At 46.1% G+C, this 21,882-nt stretch carries 16 protein-coding genes; 1 reads left to right on the top strand and 15 read right to left on the bottom strand.

The window, feature by feature from the left end; translation table 11 throughout:
• Positions 1–151: 151 nt before the first annotated feature.
• The 12 genes from QYF49_RS03055 to QYF49_RS03000 all read right to left on the bottom strand — a co-directional run bounded on the left by QYF49_RS03055 (position 152) and on the right by QYF49_RS03000 (position 14,711).
• Positions 152–1,234, bottom strand: coding sequence for a glycosyltransferase family 4 protein (locus QYF49_RS03055; RefSeq protein ID WP_290398153.1), 1,083 nt, complete (start codon positions 1,232–1,234; stop codon positions 152–154).
• Positions 1,235–1,458: 224 nt separating this feature from the next.
• Positions 1,459–2,127, bottom strand: a complete 669-nt coding sequence (locus tag QYF49_RS03050) for a hypothetical protein (RefSeq protein ID WP_290398152.1) — start codon at positions 2,125–2,127, stop codon at positions 1,459–1,461.
• 12 nt (positions 2,128–2,139) lie between these two features.
• Positions 2,140–3,624 (bottom strand): O-antigen ligase family protein, encoded by a 1,485-nt coding sequence (locus tag QYF49_RS03045; RefSeq protein WP_290398151.1) that lies wholly within the window; start codon positions 3,622–3,624, stop codon positions 2,140–2,142.
• A gap of 71 nt (positions 3,625–3,695) precedes the next feature.
• Entirely contained in the window at positions 3,696–4,418 is a 723-nt protein-coding gene (locus QYF49_RS03040) for an acyltransferase (protein ID WP_354005789.1), read from the bottom strand.
• A 26-nt stretch (positions 4,419–4,444) separates the two neighbouring features.
• Positions 4,445–5,593 carry a DegT/DnrJ/EryC1/StrS family aminotransferase gene (locus tag QYF49_RS03035; protein WP_290398150.1) on the bottom strand — a complete coding sequence of 383 codons (1,149 nt, stop codon included), beginning with the start codon at positions 5,591–5,593 and terminating at the stop codon, positions 4,445–4,447.
• A gap of 175 nt (positions 5,594–5,768) precedes the next feature.
• Positions 5,769–7,031, bottom strand: a complete 1,263-nt coding sequence (locus QYF49_RS03030; RefSeq protein ID WP_290398149.1) for a glycosyltransferase family 4 protein — start codon at positions 7,029–7,031, stop codon at positions 5,769–5,771.
• Positions 6,973–8,190: a glycosyltransferase family 4 protein gene (locus QYF49_RS03025; RefSeq protein WP_290398148.1), complete on the bottom strand. Its 1,218-nt coding sequence runs from the start codon at positions 8,188–8,190 to the stop codon at positions 6,973–6,975. The genes QYF49_RS03030 and QYF49_RS03025 overlap by 59 nt, the downstream gene beginning before the upstream one ends.
• A 309-nt stretch (positions 8,191–8,499) precedes the next feature.
• The gene (locus QYF49_RS03020; protein WP_290398147.1) at positions 8,500–9,840 is read right to left on the bottom strand and encodes a nucleotide sugar dehydrogenase; all 1,341 of its coding nucleotides are present in this window, start codon (positions 9,838–9,840) and stop codon (positions 8,500–8,502) included.
• The gene (locus QYF49_RS03015; protein ID WP_290398146.1) at positions 9,840–10,874 is read right to left on the bottom strand and encodes a Gfo/Idh/MocA family protein; all 1,035 of its coding nucleotides are present in this window, start codon (positions 10,872–10,874) and stop codon (positions 9,840–9,842) included. The genes QYF49_RS03020 and QYF49_RS03015 overlap by 1 nt, the downstream gene beginning before the upstream one ends.
• A gap of 304 nt (positions 10,875–11,178) precedes the next feature.
• Positions 11,179–12,096, bottom strand: coding sequence for an NAD-dependent epimerase/dehydratase family protein (locus tag QYF49_RS03010; protein ID WP_290398145.1), 918 nt, complete (start codon positions 12,094–12,096; stop codon positions 11,179–11,181).
• 15 nt (positions 12,097–12,111) lie between these two features.
• A complete protein-coding gene (locus QYF49_RS03005; protein WP_290398144.1) occupies positions 12,112–13,440 on the bottom strand; it encodes a flippase in 1,329 nt (442 codons plus the stop codon).
• Positions 13,437–14,711, bottom strand: a complete 1,275-nt coding sequence (locus QYF49_RS03000) for a glycosyltransferase (RefSeq protein WP_290398143.1) — start codon at positions 14,709–14,711, stop codon at positions 13,437–13,439. Before QYF49_RS03000 ends, QYF49_RS03005 begins: the two co-directional genes overlap by 4 nt.
• A 432-nt stretch (positions 14,712–15,143) precedes the next feature.
• On the opposite strand from QYF49_RS03000, the gene QYF49_RS02995 reads away from it, so the two are divergent.
• Positions 15,144–16,184, top strand: a complete 1,041-nt coding sequence (locus tag QYF49_RS02995; protein WP_290398142.1) for an LCP family protein — start codon at positions 15,144–15,146, stop codon at positions 16,182–16,184.
• 468 nt (positions 16,185–16,652) lie between these two features.
• Here QYF49_RS02995 and QYF49_RS02990 read toward each other — a convergent pair whose 3' ends face one another.
• The 3 genes from QYF49_RS02990 to QYF49_RS02980 form a co-directional block, all read right to left on the bottom strand.
• Positions 16,653–20,000 (bottom strand): CDP-glycerol glycerophosphotransferase family protein, encoded by a 3,348-nt coding sequence (locus tag QYF49_RS02990; RefSeq protein ID WP_290398141.1) that lies wholly within the window; start codon positions 19,998–20,000, stop codon positions 16,653–16,655.
• A 173-nt stretch (positions 20,001–20,173) separates the two neighbouring features.
• On the bottom strand, positions 20,174–21,007 hold the full coding sequence (tagH, locus tag QYF49_RS02985; protein WP_290398140.1) for a teichoic acids export ABC transporter ATP-binding subunit TagH: 834 nt from the start codon (positions 21,005–21,007) through the stop codon (positions 20,174–20,176).
• Between the two features lie 15 nt (positions 21,008–21,022).
• A complete protein-coding gene (locus tag QYF49_RS02980) occupies positions 21,023–21,853 on the bottom strand; it encodes an ABC transporter permease (RefSeq protein WP_290398139.1) in 831 nt (276 codons plus the stop codon).
• Between the last annotated feature and the right edge of the window lie 29 nt (positions 21,854–21,882).

Raw genomic sequence — 21,882 nt, 5'->3', positions numbered from 1 at the left:
AGTATAAAAATGATTTCTTGTTTAAAGAGACAGGATTTTCTGCACTTTTTTATGATTTCCTGTATTTTTTTAAGATAAGAAAAAGGTGCCTGGCACCGGCTTTTGACATGTGTCAAAAACGGGTGCCTGGCACCTAAAATGGTTTCGTTCATTAATCCTTGTCTGGACTGTTCACCTGCATCGTGCCGATGAACTTCTTGTAGAGGAAGAGCACCGGTCGGTATTTATGATGCACGAGGCCGATGATCTCGGCGATCACCTCAAGCATCAGCAGCAGGCCGATGACGATGACCACTGAGCCCCACAATGTGCTGGATTCAAACACTACAGCAGCGACGCTGAATACGATGCTGAGCCCGTAGATCACAAGAACGGTCTTTCGGTGGGACAGGCCCAGATTGATCAACCGGTGATGCAGATGCCCTTTATCCGGCGCAGAGATCGGCTTTTTGTTGGCCATTCTGCGGATGATGGCAAAGGACGTATCGAATACCGGCACACCAAGGATGATGATCGGTACGACAAAGCTGAACAGCGTAACGCTTTTGTACAGTCCAAGCAGCGACAGGATCGAGATGGAGTACCCCAGGAAGAGTGATCCTGTATCGCCCATAAAGATTTTTGCCGGATTAAAGTTGTACATCAGGAAGCCTGCCGTAGAAGCTGCGATCACAAGGGCAAGGGAAAGGATCATCATGTTTCCGTTTAACCCCGCCATGATCGCGATCGTCACCATGACGATAACCGACACGCCGGCGGCCAGGCCATCAAGGCCGTCAATCAGATTGATGGCGTTCGTGATGGCGATGATCCAGAAAATTGTCGTGATGTATGCCCATGGACCTAAATGAAATGTACCAACAAAAGGTATGGTGAGCAATTCAATGGTTAACCCTGTAGATGCGACAAGAAGAGCGGCCAGGATCTGGCCGGCAAGCTTAACTCTTGCACTTAATTCGTACTTATCGTCTATCATTCCGATCAATACGATAAGCACTGCACCTACAATAATCCCGGTTAGCTGCATTTCATACAGGCCCGAGACAAAATATCCGACAACAACGCCAAGGAAGATGCCGACTCCACCCCAGCGAGGCATTATTTTTTGATGCACTTTTCGTTGATTCGGTTTGTCGGTCACATTCAGGCGGACCGCCAGCTTAATGATAAAAGGCATGGCGACCACTACAACCGCGAACGACACAACCGCAGCAATGATCAATTGAACATTCATGTTATCCCTCTTTTTCCAACTCTTCAATGGATTTAAGCAAGGGTCCTCCTGCTTATGTTGCCCAACAACGCCCCATGAAAATTCGCATTCAATCTCTTCAAAAATTATATCTCGAAACTTTGATAAACAAAAGTAAAACTATGCTTATCCGCTGTGAATTCAAAAATCCATTCCCCATATTGCAGTTCATCTCTTCTCATTACCACCAAATGAGAGGGTTGAAGCTACTTTTTAAAAATTTCCGGAAGCAGCAGGATGGAGGCACTCAGCATGAGCCCTACCAACAGCCCGAGCACAGCCTTCCTTTTTGGATCGCCGGCCATTTCTGCCGTGTCTACCTTTTCAAGCAGCTTTGGTTCTTTTATTTTCATCGCTCTTGTTTTAAGGTCAAATAAATATTCTTCCTTCTTGATCGTTCCTTCACCGGTGACTTCAGTTCCTTCCACTTTCTTGATCTGATCCTCCAGTGTGGTTTTCCATTGCTCAGTCTGGTGATTGCGTTCGGTCATGAACGCCTTCACCACTGACTTCAATTGTGACTTCGCCTTCCCTTTATTCTCATCCGCCAGGGTCAGCGTGATAATCGTATCCGTTTCTGGAGCGACTTGCAGCTTTTCTTTCATCGCCTTTTCTTCATCCTTGTTCAGGCCTTTAATAGAACTTAAAAACTCATCACTCGCCAGGTATTCTTTCGCACTTTCCGGCGTATTCAGCATGGAGTTTTCTGCTTGCCCCAGTTTTATTTTGGCGGTGGCCTGTGCAGAGCTCGGCGCTTTTGCTGCCATAAAGTAGGCGATGACTGTTGTTAGAACAGGAATCAGCAGCAATAGGATGAATAACTTTTTAAATCGGTGCAAGATGCTTTCTGTAATTTCTTTCATTTGCGTGTCCATACACTTACTCCCTTACTTCGTTGGTCGATATTTAGCCCCGTTTTGTTTCACTCTCCAGAAATTAATGTAGCTTATGGAGAATGCGAAAAGCAGCCAGAGGTAGTTTAGCGAGATCTGCGAGCTTGGGCTGATGCAGGAAAGCGAGAAAGCAATCATGCCGCCAAGCAGTCCTTCACTGATTATTTTTTCATAGAGGGTACCCGATTGTCTGAAGATACGGAATAGCTGCAGGATGACCCATACATATAGAAGGACATAACCGGCAAAAATAACAGCTCCATAGTTGACGAGAATCTCGATCCACCAGTTATGGACGTTGATGATTCCCTTCGTCGGAAATTCTGCATAATGCATGAGATAATACTTAGAGTTCCCAGAACCGATGCCGAACCCAAAGCTTTTTTCGAAAAAAAGCAATCCGTTCTTAATAAGATTGGAACGGATATCGACTGAGGCGATCTCGGTTTGCGAGCCGCTGGACATCAAGCTGTGCAGCATGCCCTCCACCTTTCCGATGGCAGCTGCAAATTTTTCTTTAAACATAAAAATTCCGGCAGCCAGCCCGATGAATCCGAGGACAACGAGCACTCTTTTTGCTTTTTTGTTCGTTAAGAAGACAAACCAGAAGGCGAGACCTAAGGGGATCGCGATAAAGTTTGCCCTCGACGAGGTAAAAATCATCACATAGAGCGAGAGCAGCATGAGTGCAGCTCCCGCAGCCTTCATCAGCCAGGACCTCGTGCGATGAACAAACGCTAAAACAAGAAAGAAGCTGACCGAAATAAAGCTGGCAAAATCATTCTCGTTGACAAAAACGGATGTGGGAATTCCTTTTTGATATTCCGCCACGTTATTGATTCTGGAGATGGCAAGATGTTGATGTGTGACATGGTTCCAAAGGCCGATCACGGTCAGAACGGCGAACATGACTATCCAAATCCAGTACACATACTTGAACTCCTCTTCCTTTTTCATGAGAAAGACCATAAAAAAGATGAGGGAGATACCGATGATCAAGAAGATCAGATCAACGGCTCCCATGGAAAACGAGCGGCTCCAGCTCAGAGAGAAGAGAGCATAAAGCATCCAGAACAAATGAAAGTACAGCACTGGTTTGACTCTTACCTGCTCCCACTGCAGGACGTCCCTTCTGAATAACGCGAGATAAAGAACAGCAGGCACCATCAGAACGTACACCATGCGATACGGAAACATCGAAATGGGACCTGCAGGAATGTTCATAATCCCTGCGCCCAGAAACGAGGAAAAAATCAACATGTAGAGCAGTAAATTCATAAATGGGATCTGCTGGACCACCGGTTTGATGGCGATAAAAACCGCGATTATGGCCACATAACCGATAAGTCCTGCTGTCAGCAGCACCGGCGACTGGACAGGCACTCTGTCGATGAGCCAGTTGCCGGTAACGGCCGCAAAGCATAAGGCTAAAAAGATTTGTGTGATTTTTGATTGTAAGATGGTTCGCAGATCAGGCATGTACTCCCCTCCCTTCGCCGTTCCTCCAAAGATGTAAGTTCATCGCTGTTTTCAAGGGAAACATGGAGAGGTTACGCCTCTTGATTTTTCAGCAGCTGATCATCAGGCACGCTTTTAAATTTTCTTGCAGGGTGCCCGGCGACAAGAGTCTCGCTTTCCACATCCTTTGTGACGAGGCTTCCCGCTGCCACTGCTGCTTCTTCATGAATAACTTTGCCGGGAAGAACCGTTGTGTTAGCTCCGATCCTCCCGCCTCTTTTTACCGTAACTCCCTTAAAATGCTTAAACCGCTCCTTGGACCTTGCCATATAGTTATCGTTGGTAGTAACAACACCCGGCGCGATGAACACAAGGTCTTCGAGTTCTGAATACGCCGTGATGTAAGCATTCGTTTCGATCTTGCATTTTACGCCGATGACACAGTCGTTCTCAACCGCTGCGCCCCGTCCGATGATCGTTTTATCGCCGATCGTCACGCGCTCCCGGACTGTCGCGAGATCAGCGACAAAGACATCGTCCGCAATCTCTGCACTGGCGTAAATGATCGAATGTGTACCAATCGTAACACCCGAACCAATCTTCGCCGGCGGCAAAGTTTTTAGTGCCGGCAGCGCTGAATTTTTGGCTCTCGCCGGCTGCTTGCCGATGATTGCACCATCCTGGATGATGCAGTTGTCACCGATGGAGACACCGTCGTAGATGACAACATTGTGCCCGATCATCACGTTTGAACCGAGCTGAACATCTTTTCCTATAACTACATTACTCCCCTGGCTGACCGTCAATGAGAACACCCTTTCTTCCTAAAGCCTGCTTCCGTTTATGCGAATGATTTTTCTTTAGTTTCGTTTATAGGATTCTTGCTGAAATAAGCAGCGATCTGTTCAACGACATATTCCTGCTGTTCTCTTTTTAGTTCAGGGAACATCGGAAGAGACAGCACGCGCTCTGCCGCTTTTTCGGTTTCAGGCAGGTCGCCTTCTTTATAGCCGAGCTCTTTGAATACCGGCTGAAGATGAAGCGGTTTTGGATAGTAGATCATTGAACCAATTCCCTGCTCTTTCAAGAATTCCTGCAGCCCGCTGCGGTCGGGCACTTGAATCGTATATTGATGGAACACATGATAGTTGTGCTCTTCCACAAACGGAGTCACGACTAGATCACCAAGTTTTTCATTCAGCAGTTCGGTATATACCGCAGCTTTTTCACGGCGTGCTTCGCTCCATGTGTTCAGATGAGGGAATTTCACGTTCAAGATTCCTGCTTGAAGCTCGTCCAGACGGCTGTTGTATCCGAGGATGTGGTGATAGTACTTCGGCTTGCTGCCGTGAACGCGGATGACACGCATCGTTTCGGCAATGTCCTCATTATTGGTGATGATCATGCCGCCGTCGCCGTATCCGCCAAGGTTTTTCGTTGGGAAGAAGCTGTAGGTCGCTGTTGTGCCAAGCTCACCGACATTTTTTCCTTTGTATTTGGAACCGATGGCTTGCGCCGCATCTTCAATGATGGCCAGGCTATGCTTTTTCGCGATTTCAGCAATCGGCTCCATATCGGCCATCTGGCCGTATAAGTGAACCGGGATAATCGCTTTTGTTTTTTCGGTTACCGCTGCTTCAATTTTCGCCGGATCGATATTGTACGTTTTAGGATCGATATCGACAAAAACAGGAACAGCCCCCGCACGGGCAACTGCACCTGCAGTGGCAAAAAACGTGAAAGAAGGAACGATGACCTCATCCCCTTGTTTTACACCGCACCCCAGCAAAGAAATATGAAGCGCGTCACTGCCGTTCGCTACGCCAACCCCATACTTTGCAGCACTATAATCCGCTACGTCCTTCTCAAGCTTTTTCACGTTGTCTCCCAAAATGAAGCGAGAGCCTGACATGATCTCCTCCAAGCTTGCAAATATCTCCTCTTTGAGTATTTGGTATTGTTCTGATAGATCAAGCATAGGCACTTTCATCTATGATCCCTCTTTCTGTCTGTTTTATAGTGTTCATCCTGATGTAAAAACTTCATACTGCCGATGTTTTCTCGGGTTGGCTACACGTGATTCGCTTTGCGAATCACGGCTCGCACGCTGAAGGATAGATTTTCAGGGTCTCTTTAGCGGCAGTAAGCTCTTTAGCCGCATCCGCCTAGTTCTCCTTCATGCTCAGCTGGTAGGCGCGGGATTTTTCGTCGCGTTCCTGGATAGCGCAGATGTCTAGGAAACGGTCGGCGAGTTTCGTAATGTTGTGCTTCTCGTTGACATAACGATAGCTGTTTCTTGCGATCTGTTCTTTTTCATCTTCACTTAAACTCAATAACTCCTCCAATCCGTCAGCAAACTCCCCCGGTTTTTCAGGAGAAACGGACTTGCCGGCTTTCGCTTCTGCCACAATGTCGTTGGAAACATTGCCGGCAAAGAGGATCGGTTTCCCGATGAGCAGGTAATCGTTCAGTTTATTTAATGAAATACCATATTTATAAAGCTGGGTGTCCAGCATGGAAACTAACAAAACATCTGCCAAAGCAAGTGTTGGCATCACTTCTTTTTTCGGAATGCCGTCAAAGAAATAAACGTGCTCATAGTCTTCGGCGAGCTTTTTGAGATTGTCTTTTTCAGGGCCATCTCCGACAAGGACATAGGCTGTTTTTTCCGGGCTGACAAACTTGGCGCTGTTTACGACTGTTTCCAGTGAATTTGCAACGCCGTGAGACCCGACGTACATCGCAACCTGTCCGTGTCTTTCTTTGATCTCGTTGATCTGATCCTCCAGAGAGCTCTTGCCTTCTTTTTCTTCCATTCGGTCCATGCTGATGCCATTCGGAATAACGTGGATGATTTTCTCGTCCACACCCATCTCCTTGATGTACTGCGCAGCACCCGGCAAAGTAACGATAATCCGATCGGCTCTTTTATATACGAACTTCTCAATCGCACCAAACATGAGCACGGCCGGATGATACTTCGACATCGATCCGAGCTCGATCAATGTCCGCGGCCATAAATCCCGGATCTCCACAATGTAAGCCGCCTTCTTCCATTTGCTTAAAAAGTAGGCTGCCAGGCAGGCAAACAAGTGGACGGACGAACCGACGATCGCATCGGGGCGCTCTTTTTTCATCATTCCGCGCCACAACGCCATGAAGAAGTAAGAAATCATGTTCAGGATCCGCATCACACCGTTTCCTTTGTACGGAAGGGTCCAGAGCCACTCGAAAATGACGCCGTTCACGTTTTCCTTATAGTTCTTCTTCTGCTTGTTTCTCCAGACAAAACGGTAGGCCAGAAAGCTGCTTGCGAATATTCGGATCTTATGGTCTTTTTTTACGAGTTCATGGGCAATGTCATAGTGTCTAGTGATTCCTGTTTCCGACGGTTTTAACGCCACGTGATTTAAAATCCATACCTTCATCTGCTTGTTCACCCCATTTTAAAGACCTGTTGTCAGCCATGGCCAACCTTTCATATAACGCAACCAGCTCTTGGCTTTCTTTTTCCCAGTTGTACTTCTCGATCACTGCTTTCCGTCCGTTCTCACCCATCTGCTTGGCTTCCTCCGGATGTTCCATGATCCATCTCATCGCATCAGCTACTGCATTTGGATCGAGAGGATCTACACATAGTCCGCAGCGGTTGCCGATAACAAAATCCTCCCAGAGCGGAAAGTTGGAGGCGATCGATGGAAGTCCGGCTGCCATGTATTCAAACAGCTTGATCGGGTAGGACACCATGTATCTCGGCTCCGGGCGGATCAATACGAGTCCGGCGGTGGACTGGTGAAGCACGTCCTTTACTTCGCTGCGGCTGAGCCAGCCTTTATGGTCCACATGTCTCCAGCCGTTCTGCTGCTTCATTTCCTGTTCAAGCTGTTCTGGCGCAAACTTGCCGGCTAGCACAAGCTCTCCGTTCAGTCCCTGGCCGTTCAGCACTTCGATGGCAGATACCATTTCTTTAATACCGCGAAGCGCTGTAATTCCGCCGATATAAAGGAAGCTGTTCTCTTTCCTTTTATCTATTTCTTTTACTGACGGATTTCCCATCAGTTCTTTTAAAATCGGGAAGTTGTGAACCGTCACCGTGTTGGAGTTGTACGTTTCAAAACGTTTCGTGATCGTCGGTGTGGCCGTTACGACGGCATCAAATCGGCGAGCTGCGTATTTTTCCATCTTTCTGACCGCGACCGAGATATTCTTTCTGAAGAGCTTCGGAATCCACTGTTTAGACAGAACCTGTTCCGGCACGTCTTCATGTACATCATAGATGACCTTCTTGCCTCTCTTTTTTAAAAGAAGACCGATCGTCATCAGCTCCGGATCATGGAAATGGTACACATCAGCATCTACTTCGATTGCTGCCTGATACACGCTTCTTGCTGCGGCAAACATCCGGGTATAACGGTTGCTGGCCGTTGAGGATACACCAACGACTTTTACACCATCTATGATTTTATTCTCGGTGTTAGGTGCTATTAAATATACATCGTGCCCCGCAAAAGCAAGTGACCGGCATTCCTTCACAAAAATGCGGATGTCGTCAGCGGGATGGACTGAAGTTAAATGACAGATTTTCACGGCAACGTTCACTACCTTTAGTTTGGGAGTTAACCATTTGCATGGAAAACCAGACCTTTGCTGGCCTGGTTTTTTATTTTTGGTCTAAAGATTGGATCTTTGAAAGATTTTAGTAAGATCTTCCTAGACAGGTTGATTGGAGTGCAAGGTGCGAGACTCCTGCGGGAGAAGCGTGACAGGTGAGACCCAAAGACGCTTGCGCCGTGGGGCTCAGCGCACGCCCCGCGGAAAGCGAGCAGCCTGGAACGGAAATCAACCCTCTCAAGAGCAACAAAGATTAACATATAACCATCTTATAAGCGTACAAGCTTATAGAAGGTGATACTTCTTGACTTTATTAGAAAGTTCTTTCATTGCATTTCTAGTATCGAAGAGGACAGGGCTGTGTTCCGCAATCAATTCATAGTCAAAAGCTGTATGATCTGTTGTTAATAGAACAAGGTCGGCACTTTCAAGCACTTCTTTGGATAGTTCGTGTGTTTCTACGATACCGCCCATGTACCGGAACGTATTCACATGCGGATCAACAACCGTGAAGTTGGCGCCTGCAGCGTCCAGCTTTTCAAGAATTGGAATGACCGGTGATTCCCTCATGTCTTCAATGTCTTTTTTATAAGCGACACCGAGGATAACGACCTTCGCACCGTTCATCGCTTTCTTTTCCTGGTTCAAGATCTTCATGCTGCGTTCAAGAACAAAGTCAGCCATGCTGTTGTTGATCTCCCCGGCTGTTTCGATCAGGCGGGTATGATAGTTGTACTCACGGGCTTTCCAAGTAAGGTAGAATGGATCGATCGGAATGCAGTGTCCGCCAAGGCCCGGGCCTGGATAGAAGGCCATGAATCCGTACGGCTTCGTTTTGGCAGCATCGATTACTTCCCAAACATTAATGTTCATCTTGTCGCACAGGATGGCCATCTCGTTCGCCAATCCGATGTTGATGTTTCGGAAGGTGTTCTCAAGAATTTTTTCCATCTCAGCTACTGAAGGACTGGAAACTTCATGCACTTCTCCTTCAAGTACAGCACGGTAGAGAGCAGAAGCGACTTTTGTACATTCCGGAGTTACTCCGCCTACCACTTTCGGCGTGTTCTTCGTGTTGAACACCTTGTTGCCCGGATCGACACGTTCTGGCGAATACGCAAGGTGGAAGTCTTTACCGCATGTAAACCCTGAAGATTCAAGGATCGGACGAAGAAGTTCTTCAGTCGTTCCCGGATATGTCGTGCTCTCAAGAACGACGAGCATGCCCTCGTGAAGGAACTGTGCGATTTCTTTACCTGAGCTCTCTACATAGGATGTATCCGGCTGGCGGTAAATATCCAACGGAGTCGGTACACAGATCGCAACGGCATCCACTTCTGAGATCAGAGAGTAATCCGTTGTCGCACGAATCTGTTTTGAAGAAGTAAGCATCGCCAGCTCTTCGTCCACAACGTCTCCGATATAATTGATTCCGTCATTCACCATTTCAACACGGTTTTCCTGAACGTCAAAGCCGATGACCTTGTAGCCTGCTTTTGCTTTTTCAACGGCAAGCGGCAGTCCGACATAACCAAGGCCAACCACTCCGATGACAGCCTCTTTCGTTTCGATTTTGTTCAACAGTTGCTTTGTAACATCTCGCTGTGTAGTCTGTAGAGTTTCCATTAGTTTAAAACCTCCTGAGGTAGCATTTTGACAGGCTGATTGGTTTCTGCTGATTCATACATGGCAAGGACCAGTTCTAATGCTTTTTTGCCATCTTCACCTGTGACGATCGGCCCCCGGTCTTCTTTTATCGCTTCGACCATGTCTTCTATGATGCATTGATGGCCAGGTTTTCCAAATGGATCTTCTTTTATCAGTTTCTTAAGTTCGGCTGTTTCTTCTTCACTCGTGCCTTCAACGTTCCAGTGTTCCACGTTCACTGCGGTTGGTCCGCCGACTTTAATCGTTCCTTTTTCACCAAAGATGCTGAGTGATTCTTCAAAGTTTTTCGGGTAGATGGTGGTCGCTGTTTCAACGACTCCAAGTGCTCCGCTCGTAAACTTGACAAGGCCGGTGCAGACATCTTCTGCTTCGATGTCACGGATTCGAGTGGCGCTCATGCTGAACACCTCGTTCACATCACCCATCATCCAGAGCATGAGGTCCAGGTTATGGATGGCCTGGTTCATGAGTACTCCGCCGTCCAATCCTTTCGTTCCTCTCCATGGCGCCTGATCGTAATAGGCCTGGTTTCTGTTCCAGCGGACGGTTGCATTAATGTGGCTGATCTTTCCTAGCTTGCCGCTTTCGACAACTTCTTTCAGCTTTTTCATCGCCGGGCGGAATCGGTTCGGGTGAACGACCGCCAGCTTTACATCATTGCGTTCGCACGCATCTATGATTGCATTTGTATCATCCATCAAAAGAGCAATCGGCTTTTCTACGACTATGTGCTTTTTCGCCTCCGCACCCTGTACGGCAAGCGTTGCATGAAAGCCGCTCGGCGTACAAATGTTAATCACGTCTATGTCCTTATCGGCCAGCAGTTCCGCGTAATCCGTATACGTTTTTGCGTTATACGTCTCCTTGTAGAAGTCCATGTTTTCCGGGATCATGTCACATACAGCAGCGAGTACTGCTCCTTCTGCCCGGTCAATGGCTTCCGCATGTTTCTTAGCAATATGGCCGCATCCTACAATCGCAAAATTAAGCATCGACAAAACTCCTTTTGTGTAAAAACAATAACTTGCTGTTCACTAGATTTCTTCGTCCATTTTATATTATTTCCAAGGAATTTCAGGTAAATTCTCGGTTAAGAGATTGTTAAGGACATTTACAAAAAGGCGCTGCTGGGGGGGCTTTTTGCCCATAGGGCTAGCAGCATCAAAGGGTATGAGATTTACATTTTCTTAATAAAAGAGATTTTGCCGGCCGCCAATTGACCCCCTAAAAATAAGAAAAGCACCCTTCATTGAAGAAGAGTGCTATATATATATTCTTATTGTCCGTGTTTTTATGTTAAATTCTCTGTGCTTTCATCTGATCCACCGTCTGTTTGATGCCTTCTGCGAGCGGCACCTCAGGCTTCCAGTTCACAAGCGCCATGAATTTGCGGTTGTCGAGGCAGCTGCGGTAAATATCGCCTTCACGCGGCTCTCCGTAAACCGGATCCAGGCTGCTGCCGATTTCTTTCGCCATCACACGGTACAGCTCGTTCACCGTGATCTCTTCGTTCGCGCTGACATTGAAAATGCCGTCTTCGCAGAACAGAGCTGCGGTATTGGCACGTGCTACGTCCTCCACATAGATAAAGTCACGGGTCTGGTTGCCATCCCCAAAAATGGAGACAGGCTGTCCGCTCAGCAGCTTATCGAGGAAAATCTTAATCACTCCGCCCTCTCCATCCTTCGTCTGTTTCGGTCCATAGATGTTGGAATAGCGAAGAATCGAATAGCCGATACTATGCGTTTCACAAAAATTGGCGATATACATTTCGCTGGATGCTTTTGAAATGCCATAGGGAGCGGTAGGCTGAAAGTGTTCACACTCTTTAAGAGGCACATTTTCATTCTCCCCATAGATGGCAGCTGTGGATGCGAAGACAAACTTTTTCACATCGAGAGCTTTCGCCAGCTCAAGCATTCTGACCGTTCCTTCAATGTTCAATCTCATGTCGTATAGCGGATCCGCTACCGAAGAAGGCACACTTGTCTGGGCCGCCAGGTGGATGATCGCGTCAATTTCATGCGGCTGCAGCCGTTCAGGCAGAGAGGGATCAAGGATATCACTCTGGATGATCACATCCTCCGTGTTTACATTGCTTTCGCTTCCCGTCGTAAAGTTATCCACCAAAATCGGGGTATGCCCTTCCTTCACCAGTTCGTTTTTCGTAAATGTCCCGACGAACCCTGCTCCGCCTGTTACTAATACATTCATGCTGAAATCCTCCCGTCAGTACCTGAGTTTTAGTTTTCGAATCACCGTTCTATAGAGCTTAAGATCACTTTTCTTAATGAGCAAAAAGCGGTGGTATGGCTCGTTTGTCACTTTTTTGTATAAGACGACCTTTACGAGGAAGCTGACAAAATACGTGATCGTCGCAGAAAATGCTGCTCCGGTCACTCCATACCTAGGAATGAGCACCACGTTCAGCACCAGGTTAAACAGCACGTTGAAGATGGAAAGATACATGTTTAACTCAGGCTTGCCGCGGCCGGCAATGTCATTTGACAGAATCTTCTCGACCGACAGAAGCGCCACACCGGGCAGAGTGATTTGAAGCAGGCTCGCACTTGTCTCATACTCATGGCCGAACAGAGTGACGATCAGATCCTTAGCGACAATCGTACCTGCCAGCGCAATGATTAACGTAATCGCCATAATGTTTCTTGATACGAGAGAGGTGAGATGGTTTCTCTCTTCATCGGTTTTTATGGCTGCGATTTTTGGGTAAAGGACGTTGGATATAGAAGCCGCAAAGATCGTCAGCCTCTCCCCGATGTTCATCGCGGTTACGTAGATCCCTACCGCTGAGTCGACCATGAAAAACCCGATGAGGAAAACAACGATCCGGTAGTTCAAAAAGCTCGCAAAGTTACTGATATGCGCTTTAAGCCCGTAGTTCACGGACTTGCGGAAATACTCCCACGAAAATCCTCTGATATCAAAACGCAGCTTATGCTTTTTCTTCAGCTGATAGACCATATAAACCACGTTGATCAGGTTTCCTGCGATAAACGCCATGATGGCGCCTTCCAGCCCAAGCCTGAAAACAAGGACGAATACTGCAACAAAAACAAGGATCCCGAGCTGGTTGACGACCATCGCCGTATTGAACAGTTTAAAATCCTGCAAACCCTGAAAGACCGTCTGAAAATACTCGCGCAAAAACATGAACGGCAATGCCAATAAGCAAAGGTACAGCAGCGTATGAGGGGTTTGATTGAAAAACTTTTCCGAGAAAAAGAAGATGACAACCGCCCCGATCCCCATACTGACCAGGCTTAGAAGCGTACCGATGATGATGTTATTGTTGTAGACCGTATTTAGTTTCACGTCTCCCCTGCTGATGTAATAGATCGTCGACGTGTTAATGCCAAGAGTAAGAAAAGTCAGAAGAACTGTTGGCAGCAGGGTGATCAGGGAATACTTACCCTGTCCGGCTGGCCCCAGAATACGAGCCAGAACAACAAGCAGCAATATGCCGATGACAATATTGGTCACCTGTCTCGAAAAGGTTAAGAAACTGTTTCTGACAAAGCCTCGATTGCCGTCGCTCATATCAAAATTCCGCTCCCATTCTTTACACTGTGTAAAAAGTTTCTGTAATTTTTCTGGGCATCATAATCTTTTTCCCATTTGCTAAAGGCATTCGAACGGTACATCATTTTCTGTTCCTCCGGAAGTGCAGCGAAACGCTCGATATACTGTGCCAATTCCGCAGCATCAATGTCTGATGGGATCAAGAAGCCATTGTTCTCATTGACGAGTTCCTTTACACCGCCAACATCGGTGGCGATCACCGGAATTGAGGTACTGAATGCTTCCATAATCGTCACTGGAATTCCTTCACTCTCGCTCACATTGACAAAAAGATCCACCGGCTGGGACTCATAAAACTCAAAGATCTGCTGCTGCGTACAATGCCCTTTAAAATCCACGGTAACCTGTGCCGGGAGCTCATTCTTCGCTTGATTCTCGATCTCTTCCCGCTGTTCCCCATCGCCGATGTGCGTCCAGTGGATGCGTGAAGTCGTTTCTTTCAACGCCTCTACGAGCAGATCCAGCCGTTTTACCGGTTTGACGTATGAACACGTAACGATCCTGAGAATTCCATCTTCTGAAGGTGATGCCGTAAATCCAGGCCGTTCCGTCCCAAGGCGATTGACGAGAAGCCGCGCATCAGAGTTCGGATATTTAGTTTCCAAATATTGTTTTCCGTCATCGGAGATCATCCGCACCGAATCCAAGGCGGAAATCACCCTTTCCTGAAACGGCAGATAAGGGATGGAATGCCTGTAATCGTAGACGTCCCCGCCATGAGCACGGGATACCGTAAAAAGATCATCTCCGTAGGTTTCCTTCAGCATCGCCAAAGCCACAGCTGAAGGTGTCAGCCAATACGAATAAAAGACGGCCTTGCGGCTGTCAAAGTTCTTATCATCCAGCCACTTTCTTTTGATTTCATCCCGGATCCGGATCGCATGGCTCAGCCAGTTGGCCAGCTGCAGCAGTCCTTTACTTCCAAACATACGGGCTTTCGGCAGCTCGCTGGAAAGCCAGCGCCGGCCCTGCACATCTGCCGTGACACTGTAAAACGTATGAATGTATTTTTTCGTGCCCCCGGGCCGTCCGGGAAGCTGATGGACACTTACTTTTTCAGGCACAGGCCGTTTTTCGCCTGCTCCGTTAACTGCAGCAATTTCAATTTTTTCAAATAACGGTTCCATGTATTTCATTTCGGTTTCTAAAAACTGCTCCCCGGGCAGGTAAGGATAACGGTTGGTTATCAGGATCATGTGCTCTCTTGCTGTTTTCATTTCCTTCTGCAATGTTGTTCACCATCCTTTGAATCCTGAAGCTCTTATCATTCTTGCCAAAAAGAGCATGTATAAGGCTGTTCCCTTAATCTTTCGGTGGGCCATTTGAATTTTTGAAAACTCGCTTTTTATGCAAATGGCATAAAGGAGGCCTGAACTCTCATGATAGTGGTTGTTTATTAACTAAACTTAAATTTCTCATGAAGGTTTTGTAAATATTCGCCCAAAAACCCTTTACTTCTCCTGGATTCTTCATTAAACTGTAATATTCTTTAAATTTTTTTTATTGTATTTACACAACTTTAAAGGTATCTTTATTGTATGCTTCCATAAATTTACGTTCCTTATGTCGAGGGGTTTCGACAATAATAGAGGAATTTCATTATATGCACGACCCATAAAATCATAGATATTGATGGAGAGAAGAAAAGGAGAATACTATAGATGGACCGTCAACAAATACGGAAAAGAAAGAAGAAAAAGAGACGCATAAAGTTTATCGTCTTCCCATTGATTCTGATTCTTTTAGGAACAGTCGGTTTCGGATCTTATTTAACTTATAAATTGGCCAATGCCTCATCAAAAGCGCAGGAGACCCTTTCACGAGGGGAAAAATCGCAGCTGCGTATGAATGAAGTCGATCCTGGCAAGGACAACTTCTCCGTACTCATCGCAGGGATCGATGACAGTAAACACCGTAAAGGAGAAAAAGGATTTGAAGGCAACCGGACAGACGCCCTCATCCTTGCTACCTTCAACCGTGATCAAAAATCCGTAAAAATGGTCAGCATCCCGCGTGACTCCTACGTTACGATACCGGGGCGCATGAATAAGGACAAGATCACACACGCCCATGCATTCGGCGGCATCGACCTTACCGTGGATACAGTGGAACACCTCTTCAACATCCCGGTCGATTATTATGTTCGCGTTAATTTCGATGCCTTCCTGCAAATTGTAGATACGCTGGGTGGAGTGGATGTGGACGTGAAAAAGAAAATCGTTGAGCAGGACAGCCAAGACCGCCCAGGAGCCATCACCATTGAGCCTGGCCAGCAAAGGCTGAACGCTGAACAAGCACTCGCATTTGCCCGTACTCGGCACGCTGACTCGGACATTATGCGCGGCGACAGACAAAAACAAATCGTTGAAGCGATCATTAAGGAATCAACACAGATCAAATCGATTCCAAAATACGGAAAGCTCATTGAGAACGTCGGCGACAACATGTCCACCAACTTCACGTTCGGCAACATGCTCGCACTTCTTAAATACGCAAAATCCGTAGGTGATATCGAATCACTTAAATTAGAAGGAACCGATACAAGAATCAATAATATCTATTACTATTCATTAAACGAACAATCAGTACAAAATATCGGTGCCCGGCTCAAAGAGCATCTTGCATACACCGGCTCGGGCACACAGGACAGCGGAACAGGTACTGGAACAGATTCCAGTACCGACTCCACTTCGACAGAATAGTACTGCGGAAGCAAACAACAGAATTGAGTTTAAGCCGGCCCTGATGGCCGGCTTTTTCTTTTGGGGTGCTTGTGAGGGATGGTGAATTGGAGTGCGTGCGGGTCGATTTAGTTCATGTATGGAGATTTCACCTGTTTGCAGTGAATTTTCTTTGGTTTTATTAAAGTAGGGACTAAGTTGTTTTTAATATCCTCTCTGTTAACTAATAGATAATGCATAAGGCAAAATTAAAGGTCGAAATCCGCGATCATCTGATGCATTTTTAAGCCACCGATGATTTATGTTCAAAGATACTGCGTGTATGTTCAAAAAATGAATATTATGTTCAAAAAAATGAACGAATGCACTCGACATCATTCTACTCATTTTGACACATCCCTTTTGTCGACCAAGCACCCCCTCCCACAACAAAAAAACCGGACCGGAAGACTGCCTTCAAGCAGCCTCCCGATCCGGCCTTTAGCTCCACTATTTAAAAAACTTATCGACGACGCGGCTTGCCGCACGGCCGTCTTCCAATGAACAAAACTTCTCATGGAAGGCTTTATATCGGCCTTCGTATTTATCCATCACCTGGTCAATGTTCTTGATCGCCGATGTTACTTCATCCGATGTGCGCAGCAGCGGGCCAGGAGCTTCGTTTTCAAAGTCCATGTAGAAGCCGCGGAGCTGGTCACGGTACATTTCAAAATCATATGTGAAGAACAAGATCGGGCGATTCATGTTCGCAAAGTCAAACATGACCGAAGAATAGTCGGTAATCAAAACATCAGTCACCAGATAGAGCTCCTGAATGTCAGGGTAGCTTGAGGCATTATACACAAACTCTCTATATTCTTCAGGAATGTAAAGCTTGTTGCTGACAACAACGTGCATTCTCAGCAGCAGCACATATTCATCACCGAGTTCACGCTGCATCTGCTCAAAATCAAACTGCAGCTCAAACGTAAACTTATTATTTTTCGACGTCTGGTTATCCCGGAAGGTCGGCGCATAAAGGATGACCTTTTTCCCCTCTGGAATGTTCAGGCGCTGACGGATGCTTTCGGCCAGCTGGTCACGGTCCTCGCGGTAAAAGATATCATTGCGCGGATAACCGATCTCCAGCATATTGCCTTCATAGCGGAAAGCACTGCGGAATGCTTTCGTTGCGTAGGCACTTGGAGAGATAAGGTAATCCCATGTTTTCGTCGCTTTATGGACTCGTTCAACATAACCTTCATCACGGCCTTCCACCTTTTCGATATCAAACAGCATTTTTTTGAGCGGTGTTCCGTGCCACGTTTGAATGTATGTGGTTTGCCGGCGTTTTCCAAGATAGGTCGGGAAGTTCTGGTTGTTCACCCAGTACCCTGCCTTAGCGAGATAATAATAGTAGCTCGGGCTGAGTCTTTTGATCACCTTTGTATCCTGATCCGGGAACCTTACATTCTTATTGTAGATCCATACCTTTTTATAATTCAGGTCTCGCTTCAGGATTTCTTCATAGATGGCCCTCGGGCTGTCGGCATACTGCTTTCCTACCCCGCTCTCGAACACAATCAGATTCTTGTCCACTGGCAGCAGACGGGCCGTCCGGTAAAACAGCCTCATGGACGGGAAGTAATATTTGCTTCTGCGGAACCTTCGGAATGCAGCTTGATAAAGTTCATCCTCCCGAACCTTGTCAATCCATCTCTTTTCAGCTGCAAATTCCTCGATCGTCTTATAGATCCGATCATTGTGGCTGCGATCCCTGTATTTTAAGAATTTCTTAGAACGGTTTATATATTTTTCTTCCACTTCAAAGTTTCGTTTAGCATAGCGCTCGACCTCGGCCAGGATCTCCTCTGTTCCAAGCACGACCTCACCCGGCAGATCGTTATCCAGATCCAGGTGCGACGGACGCTTTCCAATGAACCGATCGCGGTCAAACTGGTAATATAAGATCGGCTTATGCAGGAAGCTGAAGTCAAAACCGACGGAAGAATAATCCGTGATCATCATGGCGCTTTCTTTTAAGAGAAGCTGCACATCCACTTCCCCCTGGCTGATGATGCGCACGGGTGATCCTGCAAAAAAGGACGTGAACTTCTGCATGTTTGGATGAAGACAAAAAATGAGTTCGAAATCAAAGTTCTCCGCTATCTCATGCAATTTCGGGTGATTGATCAATTCACGGTAACGCTCAAAATACTCACTTTCCAAAAAGACGTCATCATTGATGATCCAGTCACGCCATGTTGGTATGATCAAGAGCTGGCGCTTCTTCTCTACATCTCCGGCAAGCAGGCTGTCAAATCGGGACAAACCGGTGACCTTGACCTCATCCGGGTCATAGCCAAAGTCATTTACGATCATTTCCTTTTCAAAGTCTGAAGAGACCAGGAATAGATCGGTATCAAAGCCCGGGGCGCGTTTCCCGTAGTTCGCTACCATGTTCTTCGTGCCCATGACCCCGTGCTGCAAGAATACCTTGGTCGCTTTGATCGCTTTTTTATAACGTTTCGTCCGCAAAGGATACAGATAATCTGGATGGTGGGAGCTAATCACTTTTCTCGCCATAAACGTGTTGAAAATATGCTCTTTCGATTTGTAATAGAGAATATTGCCAAGCGGTTTTACATTCTTAAGTTCAGGGGATTGCTCTTCAATGACATAATAAGCATTCTTGTCCGGATGCTTTTCTCTAATATATTTAAAGAAATGGTATCCGGTATCCTGGGCTTTATAAGGCCGTTCACCAACGAGCCAAATGTTTTTACCTTTATAAAACGGGCGTAAAAGCCATGCCCAGCGCTTAATCTTTGTCATGTACCGATAGGCTTCGTTCGTAAATTCATCCACTTGAAGCGACAGATTGAACCCTTTGAACGTAAAGTACGGAGCAAGCGCAAAGGTCGATGGACCTGCCTTTACATAGCCATCCTTTAAGAAATAACGGGCCCTGAACCGCGGGCGGCCAATTCTTGCAAGCAGCGGTTCTGAAGAAAAGTCAAACTTCAGCTCAAAAAAGAAATCATAGATATCCTGCCCAAAGTTATACTGCTGAAAGAACGGCTTGAAATCAGCCTCAACCTTATACCGGTACCTGTGCATACCAAATTTCAGCTTCGTTTCCCGAGCCATTTTTTCAATGGAAACAGGGATACGGTGCTCCATATTGGTATCGCGCCCTTTCAGAAGCAGCTTGGCTTCTTGAACGGCTGCATCCCGGGTAAAAAACTTTCCGTTAAAATACAGCTGATCCTTTTGTAAGACGATTTCATCAATTTGAACTTTTGGCCTTAGGAAAACTGCCGAATTGGCAACGAAGGAAACGTTACCTTTTTTCGTCACATAAATAAAAGAACATAAATCCTCATTCTCAAAAGGGATAAACTCCTGCACGTTCATTTCGGCAAAGCGTCCGAGTCTGATCGGATAGGCAATATCCTGCCCGCCGTCCTCCCGTGGGATGTACACACCACGGTCTTCCATTCTTTCAAGCGTTTCTTCTGCAAACAGCTCAGTTGGCCGCTGTATCGTTAAATACAGATCAAAGTTTGTCCTGCCCTCCTCCTGAACATAAGGAAGAAGCTGTTTGACGGAAAGGGTGAATTCAAATTCCGTAGAAGCTTCCGTTTCCGCAACCTTTATCATTTCACCAGTTGCCCGTGAATAAAACGACAAGCCTCTTGCCAGGAATCCTGGCTTTAATTTGCCCTCCAAGGTTAGTTGTTCTCCTGATTGTCGGATCGATAGTTCCTCTTTGAACGTTTTTCGTCTAACTGCCTTTTTTTCCGGCCTGAGAATTTTTATGATTCGATTTAAGATGCCGGTTCGTCGCTTCATCATTATTTCTCCTTCTGTTTATAAGAATCGTAGTAGTAATAGGCCCCTATACTGCTCGATCATTCCCCAAGTCGTTCTGATTGCTCGTACATATAAAAGGGGTGCATCCGTTTAAGTCCAAGCTGCACCCCGTTCTATTCGAAAGACTTCATTCAATTAATGCGGTGCAAACCGATTTACTTCTCTTCTGCTGTTGGCTGCAGTTCTTTTTTAGGCGTTGCCTTCCCGCTTTGTTTGAGCTGCACTTGCTCTTTAAACCGCTTCTTCTCTTCTTTTGTCATAGCCTTATACTCTTTTAGGAACGCCTGATATTTCGGAAGTACTTCTTTCATCGGACCGTAATCCCTGACTTCTCCATATTCCAGCCAAAGGATCTTCTCACAGAACTTCTTAACTTGCCCCATGGAATGGCTGATAAAAAAGATCGTTTTTCCGCGCTCTTTAAACTCATTCATCTTATCCAAACACTTGTCGGCAAACGTTTGGTCACCAACAGAAAGTGCTTCGTCAATGACGAGAATATCTGGATCAACCGTTACGGAAATCGCAAAACCGAGACGGGATTTCATACCGCTCGAATACTTCTTAACAGGCTGGTCGATGAATTTCCCGATGTCCGCAAACTCAATAATCTCAGGCTCAAGCTTTTTTATATCCTGTTTGCTGAACCCAAGCATCAAGCACTTCAGCTCAATATTTTCACGGCCGGTCAGCTCATTGTTCAGACCGGAGGCAATCGCGATGAGCGACACCTCTCCGTTCAGTTCGATTGTCCCTGACGTTGGTGGAATAATCCCTGAAATCAGGTTGGAAAGTGTGGACTTGCCCGAACCGTTCACCCCGACAATACCGATGACGTCACCCTGATCGGCCTCAAAGCTTATATTTTGTATCGCATAAAAGTCCTCACCGTAGCCCTTAGGCAAAATGATGTCCAACAGCTTTTCGGCAGGCTTTTTATACATTTTAAATTTTTTCGTTACGTTGCTGACTACTACAGTTTTACTCATGTCCATCTCTCCGCATCATAAGTAATCCACGAATCGGTTTCTTAATTTCACATGGAGCGTGGAACCAATCAGGAACAGAACCAATACCAATCCCCAGAAATACAGGGTGTACTCTAGATGAGGGCTCTGCTGGCTGTTTTCAAAAAACCAGCCTCTGCTTAAAAGGGCATCTCGGAAACCCTCCACAATATAAGTAAAAGGATTGGCTTTTACAAGATACAATAAAAATTTCGGCAAATTTTCATTTTCAAAAGGATTCCATAAAATCGGTGTCACATAGAATAGCATCCTCATGATCGATTGCACGAACATCTGCACATCGCGGACAATCGTTGAAAGGGTTGAGGTAATAAGTGACAGAGAAAATACAAGTGCCACTGCAGCCAACATGTAATAAGGAAGCTGCAAATAATATAAAGAAATTTTCTTATCGGTAAATTGGAAAATCACTGCAATAATTCCTAATAGCATAGCATTTGGATAAAGAATAGAAAATATAACATAACTCGGAATGACACTTAATGGGAAATTCATCTTTGATATAATCTTAATCCTTGTATATATGGATTTCGATCCCTGCAGGATGGCCGGACTAATGAAAAACCAGATAACAATACCGGCTACAAGCCATTGCAGAAAAGGTACATCCCCAACGTTTGAATTATTTCGCATCCCCATCCCGAAAACAATCCAATACACACTGATCTGGATAGCAGGATTAAGGATCTCCCAAAGCATGCCTAAATAGTTGTTGTTGTTCTTAATTTTAAGCTCGTACATTGATAAACGCATCATCAAGTAAAAGCTGTTCAGTTGTTCTTTTAGTACTTTAAAAGCTGAAATCATTTTCGTAATCCTCTCCCAAAGAGATTGGT

The sequence above is a fragment of the Fictibacillus terranigra genome (genome assembly GCF_030412265.1).
Classification (GTDB): Bacteria; Bacillota; Bacilli; order Bacillales; family Fictibacillaceae; genus Fictibacillus_C; species Fictibacillus_C terrinigri.
This window is presented reverse-complemented; position numbering and strand designations above follow the sequence as displayed.